This is a genomic window from Streptomyces sp. NPDC003943 (assembly GCF_053605265.1).
Map to the genome: position 1 here is coordinate 12,828 of NZ_JBSGIW010000077.1, position 15,735 is coordinate 28,562.

A 15,735-nucleotide genomic window follows, 5' to 3' on the forward strand; every position below is an offset into this window, starting at 1 on the left:
CTGAGCCCGGACCGACGCAAGGAGGAACAGGGACGATGTCAGGACACGCCGGTAATCCGGAGCCGCTGTCGGCGCGCTCCAAGCTGGCCGTGACGGCCGGCAAGGCGGCCGCCGCCGTGTCGCGCGCGGCAGGACGCGGCAGCGGATCGGTGATCGGCGGCCGGGTGGCGCTCAAGCTCGACCCCGACCTGCTGGGAGCGCTCGCGCAGCACCTGGACGTCGTGCTCGTGTCGGCGACCAACGGCAAGACCACGACCACCCGGCTGATCGCCGAGGCCCTGCGGGCCAGCGGCCCGGTCGTCTCGAACGCGCTCGGCGCGAACATGCCCGCGGGCATCACCTCCGCCCTGGCGGGCGGCGGCGAGGCCAAGTACGGCGTGATCGAGGTCGACGAGAAGTACCTGGCCGGAGTCGCCCGCGACACCACGCCCAAGGCGATCGCGCTGCTCAACCTCTCCCGCGACCAGCTCGACCGCGCCGCCGAGACCCGGATGCTCGCCGAGAAGTGGCGCGAGGGCCTCAACGGCACCAAGGCCGTGGTCATCGCCAACGCCGACGACCCGCTGATCGTGTGGGCCGCCTCCTCCTCGCCGAACGTGGTGTGGGTGGCCGTCGGCCAGGAGTGGAAGGACGACGCCTGGTCGTGCCCCTCCTGCGGCGGTGTGCTCCAGCGCCCCGGCGAGGACTGGTTCTGCGGCGAGTGCGGCTTCCGCCGCCCCGCGCCGAGCTGGGCGCTCAACGGCGACCACGTGCTCGACCCGCACGGCTCGGCCTGGCCGATCCACCTCCAGCTGCCCGGCCGCGCCAACAAGGCCAACGCCGCCACCTCCGCCGCGGTCGCCGCGGTCTTCGGGGTGCCGCCGCAGGTCGCCCTGGAGCGGATGTACCAGGTGCAGGCGGTCGCCGGCCGCTACGACGTGATCAACTTCCAGGGCCGGGACATCCGGCTGCTGCTCGCGAAGAACCCGGCCGGCTGGCTCGAGACGTTCTCCCTGATCGACCAGCCGCCGGCCCCGGTGGTCCTCTCCGTCAACGCCCGCGGCGCCGACGGCACCGACACCTCCTGGCTGTGGGACGTGGACTACGGCCGGCTCGCCGGCCACCCGATCATGGTGATCGGCGACCGCAAGCTGGACCTCGCGGTCCGCCTCGAGGTCGCGGGCGTGGACTTCCGCGTGTGCGAGACCCTCGACGAGGCCGTCACGGTGGCCCCGCCCGGTCAGATCGAGCTGATCGCCAACTACACCGCGTTCCAGGACGTCCGCCGCCGCGTCGGCAACTGACCCGACACGACCCCGCAGAAGGACTTGCAGCATGACTGACAGCAGCCTGCGTCTGGTCTGGGTCTACCCGGACCTGCTCAGCACCTACGGCGACCAGGGCAACGTCCTCGTCGTCGAGCGCCGCGCCCGCCAGCGCGGACTCAGCGTCGAGCGCGTCGACGTGCGCAGCGACCAGCCGATCCCGACCTCCGGCGACATCTATCTGATCGGCGGCGGCGAGGACCGGCCGCAGCGGCTCGCCGCCGAGCGGCTGCGCCGTGACGGCGGCCTCAACCGGGCCGCCGCCAACGGCGCGATCATCTTCTCGGTGTGCGCCGGCTACCAGATCCTCGGCCACGAGTTCATCAACGACCTCGGCGAGCGCGAGCCCGGCCTCGGCCTGCTCGACGTGACGACGGTCCGCGGCGAGGGCGCCCGCTGCGTCGGCGACGTGCTCGCCGACATCGACCCGAACCTGGGCCTCCCCCAGCTCACCGGGTTCGAGAACCACCAGGGCGTCACCCACCTGGGCCCGACCGCCCGCCCGTTCGCCCGGACCGTGTTCGGCAACGGCAACGGCACCGGCGACGGCACCGAGGGCGCGTACAACGACACCGTCTTCGGCACGTACATGCACGGCCCGGTCATGGCGCGGAACCCGCAGATCGCGGACCTGCTCCTGAAGCTGGCGCTCGACGTGAACGCGCTGCCGCCGACGGACGACCGCTGGTACGAGGCGCTGCGCGCCGAGCGCATCGCGTCGGCGGCGCAGGCCTCCTGACGGGCCGCCAGGCGCCCCGCCGGGCGGACCTTTCGGTCCGTTTCGGACTGCACGTCTGAGCGCACATACGCACATTGGATTCGTAAGTAAATACGGTGTCCAATCTGCGGACATCCGGTTCGGCCCCGCCACTTTCCACCGATAGGGTGGCGGGGATCCAGCCGGACGACGTGGTCCGGGAGTCGGCCCACGTTGCAAAGGTTTTTGGGCTATGCGCATTGGTGTGCTCACCTCCGGCGGAGACTGCCCCGGTCTGAACGCCGTCATCCGGTCCGTCGTGCACCGCGCCGTCGTCGACCACGGCGACGAGGTCATCGGCTTCCACGACGGCTGGAAGGGCCTCCTGGAGTGCGACTACCGCAAGCTGGACCTGGAGGCCGTGAACGGCATCCTGGCCCGCGGCGGCACCATCCTCGGCTCCTCCCGGGTCCAGCCCGCCCACCTCGTCGACGGTGTCGAGCGGGCCCGGGGCCACGTCGCCGACCTCGGCCTCGACGCGATCATCCCGATCGGCGGCGAGGGCACCCTGAAGGCGGCGAACCTGCTCTCCGAGGCCGGGCTGCCGATCGTCGGCGTCCCGAAGACCATCGACAACGACATCGCGTCGACCGACGTCACCTTCGGCTTCGACACCGCCGTGACCGTGGCCACCGAGGCCCTGGACCGACTGAAGACCACCGCCGAGTCGCACCAGCGCGTGCTGATCGTCGAGGTCATGGGCCGGCACACCGGCTGGATCGCCCTGCACTCCGGCATGGCGGCCGGCGCCCACGCCATCGTCGTCCCCGAGCGCCCCTTCGACATCGACGAGCTGACCGCCCGGGTCGGCGCCCGCTTCGAGGACGGCAAGCGCTTCGCGATCGTCGTGGTCGCCGAGGGCGCGAAGCCGCGCGAGGGCGGTTCGATGGAGTTCCACACGGCCGGCACCGACATCTACGGCCACGAGCGCTTCACCGGTGTGGCCAACCAGCTCTCCGTCGAGCTGGAGCGGCGCCTCGGCAAGGAGGCCCGCCCGGTGATCCTCGGCCACGTCCAGCGCGGCGGCACCCCGACCGCGTACGACCGCGTCCTCGCCACCCGCTTCGGCTGGCACGCGGTGGAGGCGGCGCACCGCGGCGAGTTCGGCATGCTGACGGCGCTGCGCGGCACCGAGATCGAGCTGGTGCCGCTGGCCAAGGCCGTGGAGACGCTGAAGACGGTCCCGGTGGACCGCTACGCCGAGGCCGAGTGCGTGCTCTGACCCGCGCCCGCGCCCACTCCCCCGGATGACACCCGCCCCCGGTCGTGATCGCGACCGGGGGCGGTTCTAGTCTGGTGCGGACAACAAGCGCGAATCGGGCTCCAGGAGTAGACAAATGGATCACAGCGGGCACGGCGGACACGGCATGACCATGGATCTGCCGCCGTTCACGCTGGGGCGGGCCCTGGAGTTCTCCCCCGACCTGTTCTTCCTCGTCGGGTGCGTCGCCGGCCTCGCGCTGTACGGCTGGGGCGTGGCGCGGCTGCGGAGGCGCGGCGACGCGTGGCCGCCGAGCCGGACGGTCTTCTTCGCGATCGGCGTGCTGACCATCGCGTTCGTCATGTGCACCAAGCTCAACGACTACGGCATGGTCATGTTCAGCGTGCACATGGTGCAGCACATGGTGATCTCCATGCTGTCGCCGATCCTGCTGCTGCTCGGCGCGCCGGTGACGCTGGCGCTGCGGGCGCTGCCGGTGGCGGGCCGGGGCTCGACCGGGCCGCGCGAGCTGCTCCTGAAGCTGCTGCACAGCCGCTACATGCGGATCATCACGCACCCGGCGTTCACGATCCCGATGTTCATCGCGAGCCTGTACGCGCTGTACTTCTCGCCGCTGTTCGACTTCCTGATGCAGTCGAAGGCGGGCCACATCGGCATGATGGTCCACTTCCTGATGGTGGGCCTGGTCTTCTTCTGGCCGATCATGGGCGTGGACCCGGGCCCGCACCGGCCGGGCTATGTGATGCGGATGCTGGAGCTGTTCGCGGGCATGCCGTTCCACGCCTTCTTCGGCATCGCGCTGATGATGGCGACGACGCCGATGGTCAAGGCGTACGAGAACCCGCCGGCCTCGCTCGGCATCGACGCGCTGGCCGACCAGAACGCGGCGGGCGGCATCGCCTGGGCGTTCAGCGAGATCCCGTCCGTGCTCGTGCTGATCGCGCTGGTCTACCAGTGGTACCACTCCGAGCAGCGGCAGGCGGTCCGCAAGGACCGCGCCGCGGACCGGGACGGTGACAAGGAGCTGGAGGCGTACAACGCGTACCTGGCCTCGCTCCAGACGCGCGGCGGGCAGTAGCCGGTCCGACCGGCGGTATCCGGCCATGGGGGCGCACGCCGGAGCGTCCCAGGGCTGGCGCGCGCCCCCTCCTCGGGGTCACGATGGCCTGGTGCAGGAGGGCGGTGCGACGATGTCCGGTCCTACGAAGGCGATGGGCACGATCACTTTCGGTGCCCTGATCGTGATCACCACGTACACGGTGGCGCTCGGCAGCAGCGGCTGGCTGTGGTTCGGCTGGGTGCTGCTCGGCGTGATCACCATCGGCATGGCGGCGGCGGACAGCGGAGAGACGCACGTCAGGCCACCCCGGCACGGCCGCCCGAAGCCCAAGCCCCAGCCGTAGGGGCCGGGCCGGCGCCTCTGCCCCAGGGCCCCGTACCTCTGCGCCGCTGTCTCTCACGCCTTGGTGAAGAGCACCCACACCTGACCGGGCGCGAAGTTCAGCCGTGCACCTGACGGGGTCGTGAAGACCGTGCCGGCGTCGGCGGTCGGGCGGCTCCAGCGGGCCTCGTAGACCCGCCCGTCACGCAGCACCTGCGCGGTGCCCTTGCCGACCGTCACGGTGTACGGGGAGACGGCGCCCAGGAAGTCGTGGAAGCGCGAGGACCGTACGGTCACGTGCTGGACCACTACGGTGGCCGGCTTGAGCGGCCCGTCGGAGCGCCCGTCCATGGCCACGTGCCAGGCGTGTTCGGCGGGCGCCCAGGTGAAGGTGTAGCGGGCGGCGGGGAAGCGCACGGTGCGGCTGTTGACCGCGGTGCCACTGCCCGTGGCCGGCCCGAAGCGGAATCCGATGTCCTTGACCTTGCTCGCGTCCGGCGCGGTGGCGAGCGCGCGGGCGGGCCGCAGATAGAGGTTGTGCGGGGCGCTGCGGGCGGGGTCGCGCAGGAAGGCGCCGGGCTGGTTGCCCTCGTTGACCAGGTGCAGCGGGGCGGCGCGCAGCAGCGGGGTGAGCTTGGACTGGGCGCCGGAGTAGGCGAGGACCGGGTTGCCGTACTGGCGCAGCAGGGCGAGGTCGGACTCGCGGGCGCTGCGGACCGGGCCGACGCGGGCGGGCAGGTGCGAGGAGTAGACGGCCATGAGCCGGGTCTGGCCGGATTCGACCTGCTCGACGTAGACGAGGTCGGCGGCGGTGAGTCCGGTGTGCGGGCGGGCCGGCGGCACGTTGTCGATCTTGACGGCGAGGACCCGGCCGGGCCTGGCGGGCAGTCCGGTGAGCGGCGAGAGGCCGCCGGGGACCGGCGTGGCGGGTTTCGAGGTGGCGGGCGCGGGCGTGGGCGTCGGGTGCGGCTTCGGCTCCGACGGGCCCGAGCCGGAGCAGCCGTACAGACCGGCGGCCGTCACGGCGCCCAGTACGGCGACGGTGGCGGCTGCGCCGGGACGCCTGTGCCCGCGCGCGCCTGTCATCGGTCCGGCTTCCTCCTCACCAGTGGACCACGCCGACGGCCTTCGTTACAAAGACAGGGAAGCGGGGCAAAGGCAGGGAAGGGGGTTGCCGGTGTTCTACTACGTGCTGAAGTACGTGTTGCTCGGACCGCTGCTCAAGCTGCTGTTCCGGCCCCGGGTGGAGGGTCTGGAGCACGTCCCGGAAGAGGGCGCGGCGATCGTCGCGGGCAATCATCTGTCCTTCTCCGACCACTTCCTGATGCCGGTGGTGCTGAGCCGGCGGATCACCTTCCTGGCCAAGCAGGAGTACTTCACCGGCCCGGGTCTCAAGGGCCGGCTGACCGCCGCGTTCTTCCGCAGCGCGGGCCAGATCCCGGTGGACCGCTCGGGGAAGGAGGCGGGGCGGGCGGCGATCCGCGAGGGGCTCGGGGTGCTCGCGAAGGGCGAGCTGCTCGGCATCTACCCGGAGGGCACGCGCTCGCACGACGGACGGCTCTACAAGGGCAAGGTCGGGGTCGCGGTGATGGCGCTGACGGCCGGGGTGAAGGTGGTGCCGTGCGCGATGGTCGGGACCTTCGAGATCCAGCCGCCGGGCCGGGTGCTGCCGCGGATCCGGCGGGTCACCATCCGCTTCGGTGAGCCGCTGGACTTCTCGCGGTACGCGGGGATGGCGGGCCAGAAGGCGGCGGTGCGGGCCGTCACCGACGAGATCATGTACCGGATCCTGGAGCTGTCCGGGCAGGAGTACGTGGACGAGTACGCGGCCAGGGTGAAGGCGGCGGAAACCGGTCAGGCTCCCGAGAAGTTCCCGGAGTCGGAACGCTGAGGGCGGATCCGCGCACGGCGAACGCTCCTGGGCCGCCCCGCCCGGGGCCCGTAGCGTCCCTGCCATGACCAAGGGCAACGCATTCGTGCTGGGAGCGACGGGACAGATCGGGCGGGCGGCGGTGCGCGCGCTCGTCGCGGACGGTTGGGAGGTGACCGCCGCCTCGCGCGGCGGCGGGCGGGACGAGCGGTGGCCGGCGGAGGTCCGGCCGGTGGCGGTGGACCGCGACGAGGACGGGGCGCTGGCCCGGGCGCTCGGCGCGGGCACGGACGTCCTGGTGGACGTGGTCGCCTACGACGCGGGCCACGGGCGGCAGTTGGCGGGGCTCGCGGACCGGATCGGCTCCGCGGTGGTGATCTCCAGCGGGGCGGTGTACGAGGACGACAAGGGCCGCAGCTTCGACACGCAGGACGAGCCGGACGGCTTCCCCCTCTATCCGCTGCCGATCCCGGAGTCGCAGCCCACGGTCGCGCCGGGCGACGGCACGTACGGCACCCGCAAGGTGGCTCTGGAGCGGGAGTTGCTCGCGCTCGGGGACCGGTTGCCGACGACGCTGCTGCGCGCGGGCGCGGTGCACGGGCCGTACTGCCGGGGGCCGCGCGAGCTGTGGTTCGTCAAGCGGGTGCTCGACGGGCGGCGGGTGCGGGTGCTCGCGTACGGCGGATCCTCGCGCTTCCACCCGGTGCACGTGGACAATGTGGCCGAACTCGTGCGGCTCGCGGCGGCGCGGCCCGGCAGCCGGGTGCTCAACGGCGGTGACCCGGAGGTGCCGACGGTGGCGGAGATCGGTGCGGCGATCGACGTCGTGCTCGGTGTGGAGACCGAGACGGTGATCGTCGACGGGCCGCCGCCGGTGGCCGAGGTCGGGGCGACGCCGTGGGGCGTGGACCGGCCGATCGTCTTCGACATGGGCGCGGCGGAGCGGGAGTTGGGGTACCGGCCGGTGGTGTCGTACGTCGACTCGCTGCCGGGGACGGTGGAGTGGCTGTCGCGGCAGCTGGCGGGCCGGGACTGGCTGGACGCCTTCCCGAACCTGGCCAAGTACCAGGCGGACTGGTTCGACTACGCGGCGGAGGACGCCTGGCTGGCCTCGCGCGGGTGAACGAAAGGGGCGGTCGCCGTGACGGCGACCGCCCCTTCCTGTCATTCGGGTGTTACGGGGCGGGCGTGGCGTGCGGCTCGCACGTCACGTCCTGGCTGTCCACCTTGCCGGTGAGCAGGTACGTCTCGACCTTCGGGTTGATGCAGGGGTTCACCAGGCCGGTGACACCGTGCGAACCCGCGTTCTTCTCGGTGATGAGACGCGAGCCCTTGAAGCGCTTGTGCAGCTCGACCGCGCCGGCGTACGGCGTCGCCGCGTCACGCTCGGACTGGACGATGAGCACCGGCGGCAGGCCCTTGCCGGTCTTGACCTGGGTCGGCTTCTGCTGCGGCGCGGACCAGGTGGCGCACGGCAGGTTCATCCAGGCGTTCGCCCAGGTCATGAACGGGTACTGCTTGTGGAGGGCCGAGTTGTCCCGGTTCCACCTGTTCCAGTTGGTCGGCCACGCGGCGTCGGCGCACTCGACGGCGGTGTAGACGGCGTTGCCGTTCTCCGACGCGATGTTGCCGGCGGTGTCCGTGAGGTCGGCCGAGGCGCCGTCGATCAGCGGCTGCGGGTCACCCGCGACGTACGCGCTCCAGGCCTGCGCGACCGGGACCCACGAGGAGTCGTAGTACGGGGCGCTCTGGAAGAAGCCGATGAGCTCGGCCGGGCCGACCTTGCCGCCGAGGGGGCTCTTCTTGGCAGCGGCGCGCAGGGTCACCCACTGCTGCTGCACCTCGTCGTAGGTCTTGCCGAGGTGGAACTTGTCGTCGTGCTGGGCGACCCAGGTCATCCAGTCCTTCAGACGACCCTCGAAGGCGACGTCCTGCTCCAGGTTGGCCTGGTACCAGATGTTGCTCTTCGCCGGGTTGACCACGCTGTCGACGATCATGCGACGCACGTGGTTCGGGTACAGCGTGCCGTAGACGGCGCCCAGGTAGGTGCCGTACGAGACGCCGATGAAGTTGAGCTTCTTCTGGCCGAGCGCGGCCCGGATGACGTCGAGGTCACGGGCGGTGTTGCGCGTCGTCATGTAGGGCAGCATGTCGCCGCTCTTCTCGGCGCAGCCCTTGGCGTAGTCGGCCGCCAGCTTGCGCTGGACGAGCTTGTCCGCCTCGCTGTCCGGGACCGGGTCGAGCTTCGGGCCCTTGACGAACTCGGTCGGGTCGACGCAGGAGATGGGCGCCGAGTGGCCGACGCCGCGCGGGTCGAAGCCCACGAAGTCGTACGCCTTCGCGGTGTTCACCCAGAGCGGGTTCTTGGTGGTGACGCGCTTCGGGAAGCGCAGGCCGGAACCGCCGGGGCCGCCCGGGTTGTAGAGCAGCGCGCCCTGGTACTCACCGGCGGTGCCGGTGGCCTTGACGCGGTCGACGGCAAGCTTGATCTTCTTGCCGTTCGGCTTGGCGTAGTCGACCGGAACGGTGACCCAGCCGCACTGGATGGGCTGTGCGAAGCCCCAGTCGGCAGGGCAGTCCTGCCAGTCGATGCCGGCCTTGGCGGCTTCGGCGGCGGCGATGGTCGCGCCGCGCGCCTCGTCGTCACGGTCGTGGCCGGTGACGGCACCGGCCGTCGGTGCCGCGAGCGCGGTCGCCATGAGCGTGCCCGCTATCAGAGTGCCGGCAGAGCCGAGCACTGCTGCTTTTCTCAAGTGGTCCCTCCCCCTCGAAAGGCGCCGCCCCCGTGGCAGCGCCGTGGTGGGCTGTCCGGGGGATCCTTTCGTCAATGGGGCCTCGAGTAAAAGAGCGAACACGTGTTTCTTTGCCGAACCAATAACCGGTGACGGGTGTACCGCTGAGCGGTGAACGATTCGGCCGCCTGCTCAAATGGGTGCGAGAACGGCCAAAGCCTCATCAAGGACCCGGCGCAGGGCGAGGGCGTCGGGCGCGACGGCGGTGACGAGGGCGGCGGGGCCGGCGAGCGGGGCGAGGACGGCGTGCTCGCCGAACAGTCTCGTTTCGGCCGGTTTGTCCGCGAACGCGGGGTCCACGACGAGGAGTTGACCGGTCGCGCGGTGCCCGGCGAGGACCGCGGGGCCGTCCCAGCCGGCCGGCGCGCCGGGGCCGTGGCCGAGCTCCTGGTCGAGGAGGAGCCGTCCGGCATGACGCACGGTGAGCCGGCTGGCGAGGGTGCCGGGCTGCTCGGCGTGCCGGCCGAGGACCTGTTCTTCTCGAAGGACGAGACGGGCGCCGGCGGCCAGCTCGACCCTGGTGCGCATCCGCAGCACCGATCCGGCGGCGGAGACCAACTGCTCGGGCAGCCAGCGCAGTTCGGCGTCCGCGCCGACGGTGAGCGCGATGTCGTACGAGGCGGGCGCGCCGCCCCGGCCGGGCAGGGCCACGGTCGCGGCGGCCGAGTCGACCAGCAGCCGCGCCCCGTCCCGTACCTCCGTCTCCAGCCGGAGCCGGTCGCCGCCGAGCGGGGCGCTCATCGCGCCGACCACGGTGACCCGGGTGTACGGGCCCGGGGCGCGGGTGCGGCGCAGCGCGAGCGGGCCGTCGCTCTCCAGGACGGGCAGGGAGCCGTCCGCGCCGGCGACGATCCGCGCGGTCGCGGCGAGGCTCATCCGGTCGGTCATGCGGTCCACGCGGCGAGCTGCTCCCGGACCCAGGCGGCGACGGGCGCCACGCCCTCCTCGGAGCGGAGGGAGGTGAAGGCGACGGGCAGCTCGCCGCGCTGCTCCTTCGCGTCGCGGGCCATCCGGCCGAGGTCGGAGCCGACGTACGGGGCGAGGTCGGTCTTGTTGACGACGAGCAGGTCGGCGGTGGTGACGCCGGGGCCGCCCTTGCGCGGGATGTCGTCGCCGCCGGCGACGTCGATGACGAAGATCTGGGCGTCGACGAGGCCCTTGGAGAAGGTCGCGGTGAGGTTGTCGCCGCCGGACTCGACGAGGACGAGGTCGAGCGGGCCGACCGAGTCCTCCAGGTCCTCGACGGCTTCGAGGTTGGCGGAGATGTCGTCGCGGATCGCGGTGTGCGGGCAGGCACCGGTCTCGACGGCGGCGATCCGCTCGGGCGGCAGCACGGCCTCGCGGCGCAGGAACTCGGCGTCCTCGCGGGTGTAGATGTCGTTGGTGACGACGGCGAGGGAGAGGGTGTCGCGCAGGGCGCGGCAGAGCGCGGCGACGGTGGCGGTCTTGCCGGAGCCGACGGGCCCGCCGAGGCCGATGCGCAGCGCGCGGCGGCTGCCGTCGGGGCGGTGGGCGTCGGCGGAGACGGCGCCGGTGTGCTCGTGGGAGTGGTCGAGGTGCATGGGGGCTCCTAGCGGGCGGGAGGTGTCAGGAGGCGAAGAGGCGGACGGGCCAGGCCGCGTGCTGCTCGGCGGTGACGTCGAGCAGCGGGGCCGAGGCGGCGGGCAGCGCGTCGAGGCCCTCGCGGAGCGCGGTTTCGGCGGCTTCGGCGGCGCGGGCCGCGACCTCGTCCATCTCGGGGGCGAGCCGGGCGAGGACGGCGGTGGCCTGGAAGGGGTCGAGGCCGAGCAGCCGCACCACGGCGGTCGCCGGGCCGCTGACCGTCTCGTACGCGACGCAGTGGGCGGCGTCCTCGGGCCCGAGTCCGGCGGCCAGGGCGGCGGTGCCGAGCACGACGGGCTGGTGGGCGCCGCGCGGGAACGCCGCGGCGAGCCGGTCGAGGTCCGGGCCCGGCCAGGCGGCGCGGGCGGCCCGCATCATCTGTCTGCCGAGCCGGCGGGCGGCGGCGCGCAGCGCGGGCGACGGGGTGCGGGCGTCGGCGGCCTCGTCGAGTGCGTACGGGTCGGCGCCGAGGGCCGCGGCGGCCGCGAGACCGGCCGAGGTGAGGCCGGTGGTGTGCAGCCGGCCGCGGCAGAAGGCGGCCAGGTCGGCGGCGTCGGTGAGCCGGCCGGCCTTGACGGCGGCCTCGGCGCCGCCGGAGTGGGCGTGCCCGCCGGCGGGGAACCGCCCGTCGGCGAGCACGAGAAGAGCCGAACGTGTGGTCATCAGAACAGGAAGTAACGCTGGGCCATGGGCAGTTCGGCGGCGGGCGCGGGTTCGACCGGTTCGCCGTCGATGGTCACCGAGAAGGTGTCTGCGTCGACCTCGACCCGGGGCAGGGCGTCGTTCTCGCGCATGTCGGCCTTGGTGACCCGCCGGGTGGAGCCGATGGCGGTGAACTCCTTGTGCAGCCCGAGCTTCTGCGGCAGGTCGTCCTCAAGCGCCGCGGCGGCGACGAAGTTGACGGAGCCCGCCGCGGCGGCCCGGCCGAGCGCGCCGAACATCGGGCGCGGCAGCACGGGCTGCGGGGTCGGGATGGACGCGTTGGCGTCGCCCATCTGCGCGTACGCGATCTGGCCGCCCTTGATGACCATCAGCGGCTTGACGCCGAAGAAGGCGGGCTCCCAGAGGACCAGGTCGGCGAGCTTGCCCGGTTCGACGGAGCCGATGAGGTGGCCCATGCCCTGGGCGACGGCCGGGTTGATCGTGTACTTGGCGACATAGCGCCGGGCCCGGTGGTTGTCGGCGGCACCGTCACCGGGCAGCGCCCCGCGCCGCTTCTTCATCACGTGGGCGGTCTGCCAGGTCCGCATGATCACCTCGCCGATGCGGCCCATGGCCTGGGAGTCGGAGGAGATGATCGAGATGGCGCCGAGGTCGTGCAGGACGTCCTCGGCGGCGATCGTCGAGGGACGGATGCGGGACTCGGCGAAGGCGAGGTCCTCGGGCACGGCCGGGTTGAGGTGGTGACAGACCATCAGCATGTCGAGGTGTTCCTCGATGGTGTTGACGGTGTGCGGCCGGGTGGGGTTGGTCGAGCTGGGCAGCACGTTCGGCTCGGAGACGACGGTGATGATGTCGGGCGCGTGCCCGCCGCCCGCGCCCTCGGTGTGGTACGCGTGGATGGTGCGGCCGGCGATGGCGGCGAGGGTGTCGCCGACGAAGCCCGCCTCGTTCAGGGTGTCGGTGTGGATGGCGAGTTGGGCGCCGGTCTCGTCGCAGACGCTCAGACAGGCGTCGATGACGGCCGGGGTGGCGCCCCAGTCCTCGTGGATCTTGAACCCGAGGGCGCCGCCGCGCAGCTGGGAGTGCATGGCCTCCCGGGACATCGTGTTGCCCTTGCCGAGCAGGCCGATGTTGACCGGGAAGGTGTCCAGGGCCTCGAACATCCGGGCCATGTGCCAGGGGCCGGGGGTGATGGTGGTGGCCTTGGTGCCCTCGGCGGGGCCGGTGCCGCCGCCGACGAGGGTGGTGACGCCGGTGGCGAGGGCCTGTTCGACGACGGTCGGCGAGATGAAGTGGACGTGGGTGTCGACGGCGCCGGCGGTGACGATCCGGCCGTTGCCGACGATGACCTCGGTCTCCGGGCCGATGACCAGGTCGGGGTGGACCCCGTCCATGGTGTCGGGGTTGCCGGCCTTGCCGAGCGCGGTGATCCGGCCGTCGCGGATGCCGATGTCGGCCTTGACGATGCCCCAGTGGTCGATGACCACGACGCCGGTGATCACGGTGTCGGGGGCGCCCTCGGCACGGGTGGTGCGGGCCTGGCCCATGGACTCCCGGATGACCTTGCCGCCGCCGAAGACGGCTTCCTCGCCGGCCCGGCCGGGGCCGCCGGAGCGGTCCTCCTCGATCTCGACGAGCAGGTCGGTGTCGGCGAGCCGGATGCGGTCGCCGGTGGTGGGGCCGAACAGGTCGGCGTAGACGGCGCGGTGCAGCTCAGGCACGGTCGCCTCCCTTGGTCTCGGCGTCGTCGAGGGATCCGGCGGTCTCGCCGCGCAGGCCGGGCACGATCCGGCGGCCGGCGATCGGCACCAGCTCGACCTCGACGGGGATGCCGGGCTCGAAGCGGACGGCGGTACCGGCGGCGATGTTCAGGCGCAGACCGCGGGCTGCGGCGCGGTCGAAGTCGAGGCCGGGGTTGGCCTCGGCGAAGTGGTAGTGCGAGCCGACCTGGACGGGCCGGTCGGCGGCGTTGAGGACGGTGAGGCGGGTGACGGGGCGGCCCTCGTTCAGGGGCACGGGCCCGTCCGCGTACAGGATCTCTCCGGGAATCATCGGTCGCGCCCGCCCTCAGACGATCGGGTCGTGGACGGTGACGAGCTTGGTGCCGTCCGGGAAGGTGGCCTCGACCTGGACGTCGTGGATCATCTCGGGGATGCCGTCCATGACCTCGTCGCGGGAGAGCACCTTGCGGCCGGTGGCCATCAGTTCCGCGACGGTCCGGCCGTCCCGGGCGCCCTCCAGGACGTGGACGGTGATGAGGGCGACGGCCTCGGGGTGGTTGAGCTTCACTCCGCGCGCCCGGCGCTTCTCGGCCACGTCGGCCGCGACATGGATGAGCAGGCGCTCCTGCTCATGGGGGCTGAGTTGCACGCTTCCACCTCACTGTCTCCGCCGGGTTGCCCCGGACAGCGACGGACCCTACCGATCTTCAACACACTGTTGAACTGCGGTGATGGGCCGTCCGGTCAGACATTGCACGTTAGGGCGGAAGTTTTTCCGGCTGGTTAACCGGTGCTTTGCGCATCCATGAGGAACGGCGGTATTCAGCCGTTCGGTCGACCGGGCTCCTGATGATGCGCGGCGATGCCGAAGCGACGCCGTTCGCCCGGGGCGGACGGAAGGTTCGCGAGATCGGCGACCGAGCTGATCACGGACTCCTCGGCCGGCTGGTCGAGCTCTTCGAGTCGCGCCAGGTCGGCGGCGGAGACGAGGGCGACGAGCGGCTTCCCGTGGCGGGTCACGACGACCCGTTCGCCGCCGTAGACGACGCGGTTGATCAGGTCGGCGAGCTCTGCGCGCGCTTGCGTCACCGGAATCTCATAGGCCATGCTCCTCATCTTACGGTCTGTACGTCCTGTACATTTTTTACAGACGGCAGGGCCGCGGAAGCGGCCCGCGGCAAGGAGGAGGAGCGTCATGCGACAACTGCTTCCGGAGTTCACCGAGCGCACGGCCTTCGGGACCCGCACGCTCGATCCGTACGCGAAGCTGCTCGAGGAACGGATCGTCTTCCTGGGCACGCCGGTCGACGAGATCGCGGCGGGCGACGTCATCGCCCAGTTCCTGCACCTCGACTACGCGTCCCCGGGGCAGCTGATCAGCCTCTACGTCAACTCCCCGGGCGGCTCGATCAGCGCCATGACCTCGATCTACGACACGATCAGCACGGTCTCCTGCGAGGTGGAGACCATCTGCCTCGGTCAGGCCGTCGGGCCGGCCGCGGTGCTGCTCGCGGCGGGTTCGCCGGGGCACCGGCTCGCACTGCCGGGCTCCCGGATCGTCCTTCAGCAGCCCTCGCTCGACGAGCCGTTGCAGGGGCAGCCCAGCGATCTGGACGTGCACGCCCGCGAATTGCTGCGGCAGCGGGAGCTGATCTCCGGGATGCTCGCCGAACACACCGGGCAGGAGCGGGGCCGGATCGAGGCCGACATCGACCGGACGACCGTGTTCGACGCTCCGGGCGCCCTCGCGTACGGCCTGGTCGACCACGTGATCCGCAGCCGCCGCGAAGGCGGGACCGCCGGCGCCGGGCGGGTGTGAGCCGGCCATGGTCCCGGAACTGCCGCCCCTGCCCGCACTCACGCGCGCCGAAGGCGAGTTCGTCGACGCGTACCTCGAAGTCGTCGATCTGCTGGGCCGGATCAATCCATCCAGGACCTCGCATACCTATGGGGCGCTACGGGCCGCCCAGGCCCTGGTCGGGCGGGCGACGGCGCTGCGGGAGGCGCTGACACTCATGCACGCGCGGGGCGAGAGCGAGGTGCACGCGGACACATTGGCCCGCGCACTGCAGGTGTTGGACGGAGAGCGGCGCGCCGCCCGGGTCACCATGCCCCGGCGCGAAGTGAGTTGACAGCAGGGCGTGTCGTGTCGAGGTCCACTCGGGCCAGCGGAACCGCAGAATCCGTCCCCCGTTCGGTGTAGTCGACGTATCGACATAGAGCTCAGCTATGTTGCGCAACAGGTGTACGCATCTGGCGGAACCGGGCCGTTCCACCCCTGGTGGCGGACTCGTCGGGCAAACCTCGGACGATCACCAAACCTGACTGTCCACCCGAATGGATCAGTCGTGAGGAGCCTCACATATCGCCGTTTCCACTCGGATTCCGGCCGGGGCGTGGGTCAAGATCCCTGTCGACGACAA

The 15,735-nt window shown here is 71.8% G+C and carries 18 protein-coding genes; 9 read left to right on the plus strand and 9 right to left on the minus strand.

The window, feature by feature from the left end; all coding sequences use genetic code 11:
- Positions 1-35: 35 nt before the first annotated feature.
- The 5 genes from ACWEV0_RS27025 (at position 36) to ACWEV0_RS27045 (ending at position 4,686) form a co-directional block, all read left to right on the plus strand.
- Positions 36-1,283, plus strand: coding sequence for a MurT ligase domain-containing protein (locus ACWEV0_RS27025; RefSeq protein WP_453152099.1), 1,248 nt, complete (start codon positions 36-38; stop codon positions 1,281-1,283).
- A 31-nt stretch (positions 1,284-1,314) separates the two neighbouring features.
- Entirely contained in the window at positions 1,315-2,043 is a 729-nt protein-coding gene (locus tag ACWEV0_RS27030) for a type 1 glutamine amidotransferase (RefSeq protein ID WP_453152100.1), read from the plus strand.
- A gap of 211 nt (positions 2,044-2,254) precedes the next feature.
- Positions 2,255-3,283: a 6-phosphofructokinase gene (locus ACWEV0_RS27035; protein WP_451610979.1), complete on the plus strand. Its 1,029-nt coding sequence runs from the start codon at positions 2,255-2,257 to the stop codon at positions 3,281-3,283.
- Between the two features lie 115 nt (positions 3,284-3,398).
- Positions 3,399-4,361 carry a cytochrome c oxidase assembly protein gene (locus tag ACWEV0_RS27040; protein WP_453152102.1) on the plus strand — a complete coding sequence of 321 codons (963 nt, stop codon included), beginning with the start codon at positions 3,399-3,401 and terminating at the stop codon, positions 4,359-4,361.
- Between the two features lie 112 nt (positions 4,362-4,473).
- A complete protein-coding gene (locus tag ACWEV0_RS27045) occupies positions 4,474-4,686 on the plus strand; it encodes a hypothetical protein (protein ID WP_453152134.1) in 213 nt (70 codons plus the stop codon).
- Between the two features lie 53 nt (positions 4,687-4,739).
- On the opposite strand, the gene ACWEV0_RS27050 is transcribed toward ACWEV0_RS27045, so the two are convergent.
- Positions 4,740-5,750, minus strand: coding sequence for a DUF3048 domain-containing protein (locus tag ACWEV0_RS27050; protein WP_453152103.1), 1,011 nt, complete (start codon positions 5,748-5,750; stop codon positions 4,740-4,742).
- Between the two features lie 91 nt (positions 5,751-5,841).
- Here ACWEV0_RS27050 and ACWEV0_RS27055 point away from each other — a divergent pair, with 91 nt between their 5' ends.
- Positions 5,842-6,555 (plus strand): lysophospholipid acyltransferase family protein, encoded by a 714-nt coding sequence (locus ACWEV0_RS27055; protein ID WP_453152104.1) that lies wholly within the window; start codon positions 5,842-5,844, stop codon positions 6,553-6,555.
- 64 nt (positions 6,556-6,619) lie between these two features.
- A complete protein-coding gene (locus ACWEV0_RS27060) occupies positions 6,620-7,657 on the plus strand; it encodes an NAD-dependent epimerase/dehydratase family protein (protein WP_453152105.1) in 1,038 nt (345 codons plus the stop codon).
- Between the two features lie 52 nt (positions 7,658-7,709).
- On the opposite strand, the gene ACWEV0_RS27065 is transcribed toward ACWEV0_RS27060, so the two are convergent.
- The 8 genes from ACWEV0_RS27065 to ACWEV0_RS27100 all read right to left on the minus strand — a co-directional run bounded on the left by ACWEV0_RS27065 (position 7,710) and on the right by ACWEV0_RS27100 (position 14,419).
- Positions 7,710-9,233: an alpha/beta hydrolase gene (locus ACWEV0_RS27065; RefSeq protein WP_453152129.1), complete on the minus strand. Its 1,524-nt coding sequence runs from the start codon at positions 9,231-9,233 to the stop codon at positions 7,710-7,712.
- 225 nt (positions 9,234-9,458) lie between these two features.
- Positions 9,459-10,202: an urease accessory protein UreD gene (locus ACWEV0_RS27070; RefSeq protein ID WP_453152131.1), complete on the minus strand. Its 744-nt coding sequence runs from the start codon at positions 10,200-10,202 to the stop codon at positions 9,459-9,461.
- An 8-nt stretch (positions 10,203-10,210) separates the two neighbouring features.
- A complete protein-coding gene (gene ureG / locus ACWEV0_RS27075) occupies positions 10,211-10,888 on the minus strand; it encodes an urease accessory protein UreG (RefSeq protein WP_453152106.1) in 678 nt (225 codons plus the stop codon).
- A gap of 25 nt (positions 10,889-10,913) precedes the next feature.
- Entirely contained in the window at positions 10,914-11,591 is a 678-nt protein-coding gene (locus ACWEV0_RS27080; protein WP_453152107.1) for an urease accessory protein UreF, read from the minus strand.
- The gene (locus tag ACWEV0_RS27085) at positions 11,591-13,312 is read right to left on the minus strand and encodes an urease subunit alpha (RefSeq protein ID WP_453152108.1); all 1,722 of its coding nucleotides are present in this window, start codon (positions 13,310-13,312) and stop codon (positions 11,591-11,593) included. Before ACWEV0_RS27085 ends, ACWEV0_RS27080 begins: the two co-directional genes overlap by 1 nt.
- Positions 13,305-13,643, minus strand: coding sequence for an urease subunit beta (locus tag ACWEV0_RS27090; RefSeq protein ID WP_453152109.1), 339 nt, complete (start codon positions 13,641-13,643; stop codon positions 13,305-13,307). The genes ACWEV0_RS27085 and ACWEV0_RS27090 overlap by 8 nt, the downstream gene beginning before the upstream one ends.
- A 15-nt stretch (positions 13,644-13,658) precedes the next feature.
- Positions 13,659-13,961, minus strand: a complete 303-nt coding sequence (locus ACWEV0_RS27095) for an urease subunit gamma (RefSeq protein WP_403789254.1) — start codon at positions 13,959-13,961, stop codon at positions 13,659-13,661.
- A 173-nt stretch (positions 13,962-14,134) separates the two neighbouring features.
- Positions 14,135-14,419: a type II toxin-antitoxin system Phd/YefM family antitoxin gene (locus ACWEV0_RS27100; RefSeq protein ID WP_453152133.1), complete on the minus strand. Its 285-nt coding sequence runs from the start codon at positions 14,417-14,419 to the stop codon at positions 14,135-14,137.
- Positions 14,420-14,507: 88 nt separating this feature from the next.
- Between ACWEV0_RS27100 and ACWEV0_RS27105 the strand changes: the two genes are divergently transcribed.
- Positions 14,508-15,131: an ATP-dependent Clp protease proteolytic subunit gene (locus ACWEV0_RS27105; RefSeq protein ID WP_453152110.1), complete on the plus strand. Its 624-nt coding sequence runs from the start codon at positions 14,508-14,510 to the stop codon at positions 15,129-15,131.
- A 7-nt stretch (positions 15,132-15,138) separates the two neighbouring features.
- Positions 15,139-15,444, plus strand: coding sequence for a hypothetical protein (locus ACWEV0_RS27110; protein ID WP_453152112.1), 306 nt, complete (start codon positions 15,139-15,141; stop codon positions 15,442-15,444).
- The last annotated feature ends 291 nt before the right edge of the window (positions 15,445-15,735 follow it).

Excerpts from the sequence above, each read along its gene's own strand:
- ureG (WP_453152106.1), bottom strand. The coding sequence starts at position 10,888 with ATGCACCTCGACCACTCCCACGAGCACACCGGCGCCGTCTCCGCCGAC.
- ACWEV0_RS27040 (WP_453152102.1), top strand. The coding sequence starts at position 3,399 with ATGGATCACAGCGGGCACGGCGGACACGGCATGACCATGGATCTGCCG.
- ACWEV0_RS27090 (WP_453152109.1), bottom strand. The coding sequence starts at position 13,643 with ATGATTCCCGGAGAGATCCTGTACGCGGACGGGCCCGTGCCCCTGAAC.
- ACWEV0_RS27080 (WP_453152107.1), bottom strand. The coding sequence starts at position 11,591 with ATGACCACACGTTCGGCTCTTCTCGTGCTCGCCGACGGGCGGTTCCCC.
- ACWEV0_RS27030 (WP_453152100.1), top strand. The coding sequence starts at position 1,315 with ATGACTGACAGCAGCCTGCGTCTGGTCTGGGTCTACCCGGACCTGCTC.
- ACWEV0_RS27100 (WP_453152133.1), bottom strand. The coding sequence starts at position 14,419 with ATGGCCTATGAGATTCCGGTGACGCAAGCGCGCGCAGAGCTCGCCGAC.
- ACWEV0_RS27045 (WP_453152134.1), top strand. The coding sequence starts at position 4,474 with ATGTCCGGTCCTACGAAGGCGATGGGCACGATCACTTTCGGTGCCCTG.
- ACWEV0_RS27025 (WP_453152099.1), top strand. The coding sequence starts at position 36 with ATGTCAGGACACGCCGGTAATCCGGAGCCGCTGTCGGCGCGCTCCAAG.
- ACWEV0_RS27110 (WP_453152112.1), top strand. The coding sequence starts at position 15,139 with ATGGTCCCGGAACTGCCGCCCCTGCCCGCACTCACGCGCGCCGAAGGC.
- ACWEV0_RS27070 (WP_453152131.1), bottom strand. The coding sequence starts at position 10,202 with ATGAGCCTCGCCGCGACCGCGCGGATCGTCGCCGGCGCGGACGGCTCC.
- ACWEV0_RS27105 (WP_453152110.1), top strand. The coding sequence starts at position 14,508 with ATGCGACAACTGCTTCCGGAGTTCACCGAGCGCACGGCCTTCGGGACC.
- ACWEV0_RS27060 (WP_453152105.1), top strand. The coding sequence starts at position 6,620 with ATGACCAAGGGCAACGCATTCGTGCTGGGAGCGACGGGACAGATCGGG.
- ACWEV0_RS27050 (WP_453152103.1), bottom strand. The coding sequence starts at position 5,750 with ATGACAGGCGCGCGCGGGCACAGGCGTCCCGGCGCAGCCGCCACCGTC.
- ACWEV0_RS27065 (WP_453152129.1), bottom strand. The coding sequence starts at position 9,233 with ATGGCGACCGCGCTCGCGGCACCGACGGCCGGTGCCGTCACCGGCCAC.
- ACWEV0_RS27035 (WP_451610979.1), top strand. The coding sequence starts at position 2,255 with ATGCGCATTGGTGTGCTCACCTCCGGCGGAGACTGCCCCGGTCTGAAC.